At 29.7% G+C, this 10774-nt stretch carries 10 protein-coding genes; 5 read left to right on the plus strand and 5 right to left on the minus strand.

Features of this window, described 5'->3' with window-relative positions; genetic code table 11:
• The first annotated feature begins 460 nt into the window (after positions 1-460).
• Positions 461-1036: an ATP synthase F1 subunit delta gene (gene atpH, locus AABI72_RS01295; RefSeq protein ID WP_338363663.1), complete on the plus strand. Its 576-nt coding sequence runs from the start codon at positions 461-463 to the stop codon at positions 1034-1036.
• On the opposite strand, the gene AABI72_RS01300 is transcribed toward atpH, so the two are convergent.
• From AABI72_RS01300 to AABI72_RS01315, 4 genes are all read right to left on the minus strand, one after another.
• A complete protein-coding gene (locus tag AABI72_RS01300; protein WP_338363664.1) occupies positions 1033-2577 on the minus strand; it encodes an ATP-binding protein in 1545 nt (514 codons plus the stop codon). The genes atpH and AABI72_RS01300 overlap by 4 nt on opposite strands.
• Positions 2564-3544, minus strand: a complete 981-nt coding sequence (locus AABI72_RS01305; protein WP_338363665.1) for an NAD(P)H-dependent glycerol-3-phosphate dehydrogenase — start codon at positions 3542-3544, stop codon at positions 2564-2566. The genes AABI72_RS01300 and AABI72_RS01305 overlap by 14 nt, the downstream gene beginning before the upstream one ends.
• Positions 3545-4432: 888 nt before the next feature.
• Complete coding sequence (locus AABI72_RS01310) at positions 4433-4888, minus strand: OmpA family protein (RefSeq protein ID WP_338363666.1); 456 nt, start codon at positions 4886-4888, stop codon at positions 4433-4435.
• 378 nt (positions 4889-5266) lie between these two features.
• Complete coding sequence (locus AABI72_RS01315) at positions 5267-6175, minus strand: OmpA family protein (protein WP_338363667.1); 909 nt, start codon at positions 6173-6175, stop codon at positions 5267-5269.
• A gap of 144 nt (positions 6176-6319) precedes the next feature.
• On the opposite strand from AABI72_RS01315, the gene AABI72_RS01320 reads away from it, so the two are divergent.
• The 4 genes from AABI72_RS01320 to AABI72_RS01335 all read left to right on the plus strand — a co-directional run bounded on the left by AABI72_RS01320 (position 6320) and on the right by AABI72_RS01335 (position 10157).
• Entirely contained in the window at positions 6320-6958 is a 639-nt protein-coding gene (locus AABI72_RS01320) for a tetratricopeptide repeat protein (protein ID WP_338363668.1), read from the plus strand.
• 183 nt (positions 6959-7141) lie between these two features.
• Complete coding sequence (gene recJ, locus AABI72_RS01325) at positions 7142-8965, plus strand: single-stranded-DNA-specific exonuclease RecJ (protein ID WP_338363669.1); 1824 nt, start codon at positions 7142-7144, stop codon at positions 8963-8965.
• A 387-nt stretch (positions 8966-9352) separates the two neighbouring features.
• The gene (locus tag AABI72_RS01330; protein WP_338363670.1) at positions 9353-9856 is read left to right on the plus strand and encodes an RNA pyrophosphohydrolase; all 504 of its coding nucleotides are present in this window, start codon (positions 9353-9355) and stop codon (positions 9854-9856) included.
• Positions 9843-10157, plus strand: a complete 315-nt coding sequence (locus tag AABI72_RS01335; RefSeq protein WP_338363673.1) for a hypothetical protein — start codon at positions 9843-9845, stop codon at positions 10155-10157. Before AABI72_RS01330 ends, AABI72_RS01335 begins: the two co-directional genes overlap by 14 nt.
• A gap of 380 nt (positions 10158-10537) precedes the next feature.
• Here the strand turns inward: AABI72_RS01335 and AABI72_RS01340 are convergent.
• Positions 10538-10774 (minus strand): hypothetical protein (locus AABI72_RS01340; protein ID WP_338363675.1); only part of this gene is annotated, 237 nt, incomplete at its 5' end.

Raw genomic sequence — 10774 nt, forward strand, 5'->3', positions numbered from 1 at the left:
AGCCAGGTCATTTGATCTATCAACCAAAATGGCTGCATGATTTAACTGAGTATTAGATTAAATTACTAAAGCATTAAAAATACTATTGTCAGTAAATTAGCTTAAATAGTGTGCATGCAAAAAAACATAATTAGCGACATTAAATTGTGAGAATACAAAAATATTGAAATTTAATCTTAAGAAAAATGATGCAAATTTTATGAGGCAGTTTAAACAATAAATTCAGATAATTTAAATAGTATTTATATGAAAAAACAATTTATTCATTCCAGAAAACAACTATACTTTATATAAAGTCTATCATAAAAGATTGCTTTTATACATCAACAATCAGATAATGAATTATACAATTTTGATAAAAAATGTCATCAGTCAAACTAGTGATTGGTAATACTTGCTATGCAATATAAGCAATGTATAATTTATCAATAAATTAAAATTACACCATCTATAAATGACAATGTTTTTTAATTCTACAATAATTGCATACAGTGAAGCACTGTACAATCATTGTGTGCAATACAAAAATCTAAAAACAGCCTACAGTGAGATGAAAAATTTAGAACAAATTATAGATAATAATAAAGATTTTATAAAATTTTTTAATAATCCTGCTTTAGCAAAACCAAAAAAAATATCTATGATTATAGAAATATTTAGTAACAATGAGAAACTTCAAATAGAATCATTACTAGTCAATTTGATAAATAACAATTCAATCAACTTGATAAATAAAATTATAGAATATTTTTTCATTATATGTGCAATAAAAGAAGGTGCTATTGAATGTTGCATTATAACTGCTACTAAACCCCTAAAAAAAGATTTAGAACATACAAGTAGATTATTAGAAAACTATCTTGGTAAAAAAATATACCTACAAAGTGCTTTATTGCCATCAATTATAGGTGGATTGATAGTACGTATAAAAGAAAAATCAATAGATCTATCATATTCACGACAAATACAACATACATTAAACATAGTATCAAAACACCTTAAAGACAAAGATCTACTTAATGAAATTTATAACTAAATTGTAATATTTGTCTTGCTGCTAGTTGTTTTATTGTCTTTCATTGTTTTGACTTGCTGGTCTCTTAGATAAACAATAAAGGTACTGCCTTTATTTTTCTCACTTTCAATCTTAAACTTTGCTTTATGTCTTTCTAAAACACTCTTTACTATAGAAAGCCCTAAGCCACTACCAATACTAGAGGAATTTACCTTATAAAACCTTTCACTAATTCTGGATAAATGCTTAGAATCCATGCCTTGACCAAAGTCACTAACTTGTAAAAACATAAATTTTTGATCATATTCTACATCAGCAAATGGAGCATCCATACACATCCCACATGAAATCTCCACAATGCCACCTTTATAGCTATGGTTTATGGCATTAATAATAAGATTATTGCAAACCTGAAGCAAACCATAGTAATCACCCTTAACTCTTGCTAAATGATTAATTTTTTTCACAACAACTCTAATTTCTCGTTCTTTAAGCAAGTAGTTGCAATGTAAAACAGATTCTTGGATAATAGTATGCAAATCCACATATTCATTAATTGAAACACTACGTTCAAAATCTGCCCTAGAAAGTGTTAGTAGTGAATCAAGAAGATTAACAACTTTACTACCTTGATCTATCACTATATCCAGAAATCTATTAACTTCTTTTGGATCATCTTTAATGATATCTTTTATTGTCTCAATAAAACCAACCATGCTAGTTAAAGGTGTACGAATCTCATGGCTGGCATTTGCTATAAAATCACTCATAGAACGTTCTAGATTTTTATAACTAGTAACATTGGTCATTACTACAACAAACTTAGCATTTAATCTTTCTTCAGTGCCAAAAAGTGCTACACTTACTTTAAAAAAATTCTTTGCACCTTTGATTAAAATACTGCATTCAAATCGTCCACCATCAATGCTTACTCCATTGTTCATGTTTGAGATTCTTATGCGTAGCTCACTCAAAAAAGAACTTTCTACTAATTCATTACAAGTTTCTAAATTATCAACATCAATACCCAGCAAAAGATGAGCACCTTTATTAAGGCGCAACACATTCATAGATGAGTCAATGATAAAAACTGGACTAGACACAAGATTAAAAACAGCCTCATTTTCTACTCGTGCTACTTGCAACAAATCATCTTTTTTATCTAGCTGCTCAACAACAAACTCTATACCATCACTTATAAGCCCACAATCACTCAAAACACTAAGTGATATTCTGTTAGGTGTTGGTGGGCTATTAACATAGCTTGCAATATAGTTTCTTATTTGTATTAAATCATTATAAAACACACTTACAAGAATAGTAGCTATTATAAAATGAAGGCATATTATGCATATAATCCACTTAATGGATGCATCTGTGTACCATAATGCAACTAATGCAATAAACAAAGAAACAGGTAGAACAAAAAAGACTAACATTTTTTTCAAGAAGAATGTCAATAGTGTACTATATTTTTCTAAGATAAAAATATTAAATATGAAACGATCTACTTTTTTGCGCAGCCATGATATAAACTTAGTGGAATATTTAAACAGTTTCACTATGTCTACACAACAAAACAGAAGAATATTGCTTGCTACAAGCTAACACATTGCCAGAAACAACCCCACTAACAAAATTACAAAGTGGCATATGCAGTCCCAACTTTATTGCTAATATTCTCAAACCAGCAGTGCTCAATGCACCTTCAACAAGAGTATTGCTATTAATTTTTACACCTTGTGCAATACTAACTCCTAGCTTATTGTTTCTTGAATTTGTAGATGCACAAGTTAGAAACAAATCACCAATTCCAGCAAGACCCAAGAGGTTATTTTTATCTCCTCCCATAGTCTCACAAAGACTAGACATTTCAGCCAGTCCCATGCTAAAAGCTATAGCACGTGCATTTTCACCCATGTTCCAGCCCATGGCTAATCCACAGCTTATTGCAACTATATTTTTAACAATACCAGCTACCTGAACTGCTATGGGATCATTAACTGGATATGCACTAAATGAATTATGATTCATAGCATCTGAAATAATTTTTGCAATAGATATATTATATGATGCAATATTAGCTGCAGCTGGCTTACCATCCATAATTTCACTAGCAAAATTTGGTCCAGAAAGAACTGCAATGGGATTACTTGGAAAATAGCATTCTAGTGTTGAAAATGGAAGCTCCAAACACTCTGCATCAATACCTTTAGAGCAAGATACCAATATTGTTGTTGGATTAATACAGCCTGCAGTTAGAATAAGATGTGCCATGGACTTTATAGCACTAGTAGGCACAACAAAAAAGACAATATCACTATTTTTAACATCTTCTATATCATTAGTGGCCTTAATGCACACTGGTATTATTTTGTTGGAACAATATTTAGTGTTGGTATGATAGCTATTAATCTCATTAACAACCATACTTTTTTTAGACCAAAGAACAATGTCATGACCTATCTGACTAAGCAAGCATGCTAATGCTGTGCCCCAAGAGCCAGCACCAAGGATGGCTATTTGCATAATATACACCACAAACTATTTATATGCTGTATAACTTGAACCATGCCATGAGTTATACTAGCTAATAATTATACTACATTTTTTCAATATATAACAATATCTTACTAAATTTTTAGCATAAGAATATATTAGTAAATATTAATTGCACACTACATAAGTTGCAAACTGCTGTGCCCCAAGAGCCAGCACCAAGGATGGCTATTTGCATAATATACACCACAAACTATTTATATGCTGTATAATTAGAATAATTATAATTTTTTATTTTCCTGTCACCAGCAAGCCTAAAACACATCCTTTAATATTTTTGTCTTTATTAATGCAAATCTGCCTACCAGAACTTATGAGGAATATAGAAAACCTGAGTCTTTTGAATGACAGCAAAAATGAATAAATTTATGAATGATATTAAGTTATCTATTGCCAAAAAGCACAGCAAAGCTAATGGTTTTGAAAAATACACTTTAAAATCCAGTCACAATTAAATTTAAAGATTATTAAATTTTTCAAAATGTTGACAATAAAAAATCTTTATTATTCTGAAAAGTTGTAAGAAATTGTTCTCTTTTAGGATATTCATCAAACTTACATATGGCTAAATATGTACACTGCAGTACAGTGAACTGACTCTGTTGTATTAATTATCATTTTTAAATGCATTAGTTGCTCATTGTCCTAACAATGAATGTTAATGTTACTCTCTAGTACATCTAACTATTTATTGGCAGTTAAGTATATGTAATTATCATTAATAATGAAGGCATTAAAGCATATTGTGCAGCAGTGAAACAATATGTTTGTTGAATTGCTAGGCAATAAAAAAGCTCTGCTCCTTCAAGGAGCAGAGCTTTAATGAGTTTATAGTATTAAATGTTAAATCAATTCAAACTATCTAACATTAACAGTAGCAGCATAGCCATTGTCTAATACATACACCTCAACACGCCTATTCACCAATCTTTTTTTGCCTTCAGCATTAACAATTGGCATATCCTTAGACATGGCATATAGCTTGATCTTATTTTTAGGAATCCCAACAGAAATCAGTTCTTTTCGTACTGTAATTGCCCTTGCATATGAAAATGAATGATTAACCTTGTGACCACCAGTTTGGTCAGCGTGTCCTATTAATACAACACTATAATTACCTTTAATACTATTTAAATAATCTGTTATTTTGTCAATTTTACAAAGCTCACTTTTTGATAAAGATGTAGCACTCCATCCAAATACTAGATCCATTTTATAAACATTATCATAATTTTTTTCTTTTGAGATTATTTTAGATACTTGATTAATATGACCATTATAGTATTTACTTTTAAAGATTATTAAATTTTTCAAAATGTTGACAATAAAAAATCTTTATTATTCTGAAAAGTTGTAAGAAATTGTTCTCTTTTAGGATATTCATCAAACTTACATATGGCTAAATATGTACACTGCAGTACAGTGAACTGACTCTGTTGTATTAATTATCATTTTTAAATGCATTAGTTGCTCATTGTCCTAACAATGAATGTTAATGTTACTCTCTAGTACATCTAACTATTTATTGGCAGTTAAGTATATGTAATTATCATTAATAATGAAGGCATTAAAGCATATTGTGCAGCAGTGAAACAATATGTTTGTTGAATTGCTAGGCAATAAAAAAGCTCTGCTCCTTCAAGGAGCAGAGCTTTAATGAGTTTATAGTATTAAATGTTAAATCAATTCAAACTATCTAACATTAACAGTAGCAGCATAGCCATTGTCTAATACATACACCTCAACACGCCTATTCACCAATCTTTTTTTGCCTTCAGCATTAACAATTGGCATATCCTTAGACATGGCATATAGCTTGATCTTATTTTTAGGAATCCCAACAGAAATCAGTTCTTTTCGTACTGTAATTGCCCTTGCATATGAAAATGAATGATTAACCTTGTGACCACCAGTTTGGTCAGCGTGTCCTATTAATACAACACTATAATTACCTTTAATACTATTTAAATAATCTGTTATTTTGTCAATTTTACAAAGCTCACTTTTTGATAAAGATGTAGCACTCCATCCAAATACTAGATCCATTTTATAAACATTATCATAATTTTTTTCTTTTGAGATTATTTTAGATACTTGATTAATATGACCATTATAGTATTTACTTGAACGATCAAGATAATTTGCAATTTTAAAAAAATTATCTCTACATTTTAAAGCTGTGGCAATATATCTATTTGCTTGCTGCCTAACGCCCCAACAATCAAAATCTGCAGTCATTCTAGCTAAAAGATGTGGATGTTTTTCTTTTTGTGTATTATTCTGAAGTTCCAACAACATCTTTCTGGCAACTAAAAGCTCATTATAAGAAACCTTGCTAGAATATACCCAGCCCTTAGGATTGTATGGCAGTATATTGTGTCCTTTAAATGAGTTAATAGCCTTATCAGCAAAATAGTTAGCTGCTTTCCAATTGCGTGCCCTAACCTCTTCATTAGCCAATCTTTTTAATTGCATTCCTAAGTCGTTTTGATAGCTTGTTCCTTCTGGTTTAGTGAAGTTAACTTTCTTCCAGTTAACACTAAAACCAGTAGCACTTATCAAGAAAAAACAAGCAACAAACAATGCTCCTATCTTTTTCATAAATCTTCCATTAATTTTTTTACTAAAGATAATATTAATATATAAATATTAATTTTTTATAAAATTAATCATAAACTACTATTCTTTACTTAAGAAAATATTCTAGTAAAATAGTTATATTAGATTAGCTTATAGTTTATATCCATGGATTGGCATGAAGAAACTGATAATATAATTGAATATATTTGGCGCAAATATAGTACTATAATAATATTTATTATAGTAGTATTTGGTTTTTTATCATTTGTTGGTGCATCTTGGTATCAAAAAAAAATTGCGCAAGAGGCAGCAGATGGATCATTGGCGTTTAAAGCAATATCATCAAGAAGTAGCATGAGTTTACCATTAAGAGAAAAAAGTTTACAGCAGTTGATCAAAAGCAAAACTAATTACAGGCAATTTGCTACACTATATCTAGGTGACCTATACTATGAACAAGATGCTAGCAACCCAGAGGTTAAAAGACTTTATAATGTCATTTTACATGACAGAAAAGCAAACAAAATAGTGAAAAATTTTGCAGCTCAACGTTTGGCATATATGGCCTTAAATGAAGGTAATGTTGATGATTTGCCTCAATATATTTCTGTATTAAAAAACAACAATTTTCCATTATCAGCAAAACAACTGCAAATATTCTACAATATAGCAATACACAATAACAATGAAGCATTACAATTAATAGAAGAATTGAATGATGTGGCACCAGCAGCTCAAGAGATAAACACAGGGTTGATGGAAATGATAGAGCAACCAGAGGTAATTACACCCTATGCACCATAGTTAAGGTAGTTTTAGTATTGTAACATTAGCCATATATCTCACATCCATATAGATATAATCATATTAAATGGTTATTGTTATTTATGTTAGATAAACAGCTTAAATAAAATTGTGGGTTGTTAGATGTACAACTATATCAAATTTGTTTATACTCCATCTGCATTCATCATATATTAAACCAAGGTGGAAAATAAGCTAAAACAAGGTTTATGCTCAGTTAAAAATAATATCTGGTTTGCACAGACTGCAATAAACAACAATACAAACTATTCAACAAGTAATGTACAGCTATCTAAAATAACTATTCATTTATTAACTATTAAAGATATACAAATAGAAAGCATAGATAATTTTTTCTTCCCTAAGCTAAAAACATCAATTCCAAATCCTATGCATTTATTAGATATGGAAAAAGCAGCAAATAGATTTGTTGATGCAATACTTAATATGGAAAAAATAGCTGTTTTTGCTGATTATGATGTTGATGGCTCAACATCAGCTGCAATGATTAAAAATTATCTAGATATAATTGGTATTAATGCAATTGTATATGTACCAAATCGCCTAACTGAAGGATATGGTCCAAATAGTAATGCATTTAAAATGCTACAAAAAAAAATGGGGATTAATCTATGCATAACAGTTGATTGTGGCATTGTAGCCAATGACCCAATTAAGTATGCTATGCAAATAGGAATGGACATTATAGTACTTGATCACCATATTGGAGACTCTGATATGCCACTTGCTATTGCTGTTGTTGATCCTAATAGACAAGATGAGAATTGCCCTCATACTAATCTATCTGCTGCTGGGGTTGTGTTTCTCTTTTTAATTGCAGTACGATCCATACTTAGACAGAAACAATTTTTTACCAATAGAGTAGAACCAGATCTGATGAGTTTTCTTGATCTTGTGGCGCTAAGCACAGTTTGTGATGTTGTGCCACTTACAGGACTAAATAGAGTGTTAGTAAAAAAAGGACTAAAAGTCATTAATGAACAAAAAAACCCAGGATTAAGTGCTATGGCAACAACTAGCAATATTAGCTTTCCCTTAACAGAGCAAAGTCTAGCATTCTCAATAGGACCAAGAATTAATGCTTGTGGCCGTGTAGGAAATGGGCTTCTAGCTGTTGATCTACTTACCAGTAAACACTACAATGATGCATATAATATAGCACTAGAAATAGAGCAATTAAACAACATTAGACGCTCACTTGATACCAAGGTATACAATGACATAGTACAACATATAAATCCAAATGAATTAGGACATATTATAATACAAGCTAGCAGAGATTGGCATCCTGGTGTTATAGGCATAGCAGCAGGAAGAATTAAAGAACAGTTTAACATCACAACCATTGTAGTAGCAGTTGATGAGAAAAATATTGGAAAGGCCAGCATGAGAGGTGTAAATGGTGCAAACTGTGGTGCAAGTGTATTAGCAGCTAAACAAAAAAATATAATACTCAATGGTGGTGGTCATAGTGCTGCTGCTGGATTTAGCATTAACATGGAAAATTTCCCTAAGTTGCAAGAATTTATGTATGAATTTTTTAAGATACAAGCTCTTTCTAATGAACATATTAAAAATAAAAAATATTTTGATTTAACAATCTCAGCCGCAGAAGTAAATATAAAGACATTCAATGAAATAGCATTATTAGCACCTTTTGGAATAGGTAATCCAGAGCCAATAATTCTAATTGAGAATGTAACAGTAGAAAATGTAACAATATTAAAGAATGAGCATCTTTTAATTAAAGTATATGGTGATAATATTTTTTTTAAAGCAATAGCATTCAGAGCCAATAATCAATTAATGATCAATGCTGTGCAACCTAATAATATAGTTCATCTTATTGGAACATTATCTTTAAACCAATGGAATAACACAGCTAGTGTTAATTTTATAATTCAAGATATCATTGCTGTAGACAAATTATTGACAAAAAAACAACATTCTATTGGTCAATCAAATTTAGCTATACATACTACATAGAGTTAAATGCTTAATGGGGTTTTTTCCATTACCAAATGTTTTGCATTGTAGTGAGTCTTCTTGTTTTATAGATCAATACTATGATAAGCACACTGTTTAACCACTGCTGAAAAAGTACTATTAAGCAAGTCAAAAGAATGTATGCAAAAATAAAAATCTTAAGATGGCACTATCTATTTTTAATTAAATCAAAAATTTTAATGGAGTATTTCATGTTAGTTGGTAAATTTTTTATTTTGGAAAATTTGCTTAATATTTTATTAATAATAGTTAAATTTTTATTAAAATATTGACTGTATTATAAAACATAATTTTAGAAAACTGTACTATTGGAAATAAAAGAATATAATTATGATATAAATGTTGTTATAAATATAAATAAATAAAATGACTATAAGCACACCAAAGACTTATCGACCATGTGTAGGGATTGCAATGATTAACAAAAAAGGTGATGTTTTTGTTGGTAAGAGAGTTAACGATAATCAAAACATTTGGCAAATGCCTCAGGGTGGTATTAATAAAAATGAAGCACCTAAAGATGCAGTATATCGTGAATTATATGAAGAAACCAGTGTGCAAAATGCTAAAATAATAGCGCAAATGGATAAGTGGCTTTACTATGACATACCAAAACATATATCACAAAGACATCAATTTTCACAATATAGGGGACAAAAACAAATGTGGTTTCTAATGTTTTTTGAAGGTGATATACAAGAAATAAATGTTACTACTAAAATACCTGAATTTGCCCAGTGGAAATGGTGTGGATGGGATGATGTTTGTAAAAATGTAATATTTTTTAAAAAAAATATTTATCAACAAGTTTCTAAAATTTTTCAACCAATTGCCAATAAACATATAGTCAAAGCTTATGAAGGTAGGTAATAATCAGTTTACAGATATTGTAACAAAAATTTTTAATAAGAAAAAAGGTTTATGGTCTTATGAAGTTAAAAGCATTTGGCCAAATATAGTAAAAGATATTGTTAATGATGAAGAAGCTATACCAATAGGAACAAAAAAAACTGATAGTGGTTTTGTGTTAAAAGTTGCCTGTATGCATGGAGTTGTGACATGTGTTGTGGATGAGGCTAAAAAAATCATTATAGAGAGAATCAATAAAAATATAGGTGTGATCTTTATTGATGTGTTTTGTGTAACTAATACACGTTATTTTATTAGTTAATCAATATACTCATAAAAATTTACATATCTTAAAATAATGCTATAAAAATCCAAAATAGGTAAAACAAGGAAGCTAGATATTGATAATAATAAGAATTTAAATCAGTGTTATATATTTATGCTCTTTGATAAAAATATTCATTAAATTCTATAAATATTAGCATTATTATCATAACCATTTAGTTTTTATAAATTGACTTGTTTGACACAATTCATAATTCTATTTTTTTTAAAATGATATGTCCATTAAAGCTAATTTATATTAACAGCTTTATACCATAGCTTAGTTTTTAGTTATTACTGTCAATAGATTGAAACTGGCTACATTGAGTATATTCAACTATTTAATTTTTACAAATTTGGCTACAATATTTTTAAGACTTAATTCTCAGTTAAATCATGCAGCCATTTTGGTTGATAGATCAAATGACCTGGCTCCTTGTTGCTATAACTAATGTTGGTGAATTTTGAATCTGGAGTACATTGATTTTCTGCATCACCTGGGGAACCCAGTGCAGTGCAGATTAGAGTAGGTGTCTGCACATAAAGAGCATTATGACTAAAAACATTGCCAAATGTAATCTTACCAGTACCAGGTTTACCATCATCTATTTTTTT

Origin of the sequence: Candidatus Xenohaliotis californiensis (genome assembly GCF_963930935.1) — a bacterium.
In the GTDB taxonomy this organism is placed as follows: Bacteria; Pseudomonadota; Alphaproteobacteria; order Rickettsiales; family CAWVOK01; genus Xenohaliotis; species Xenohaliotis californiensis.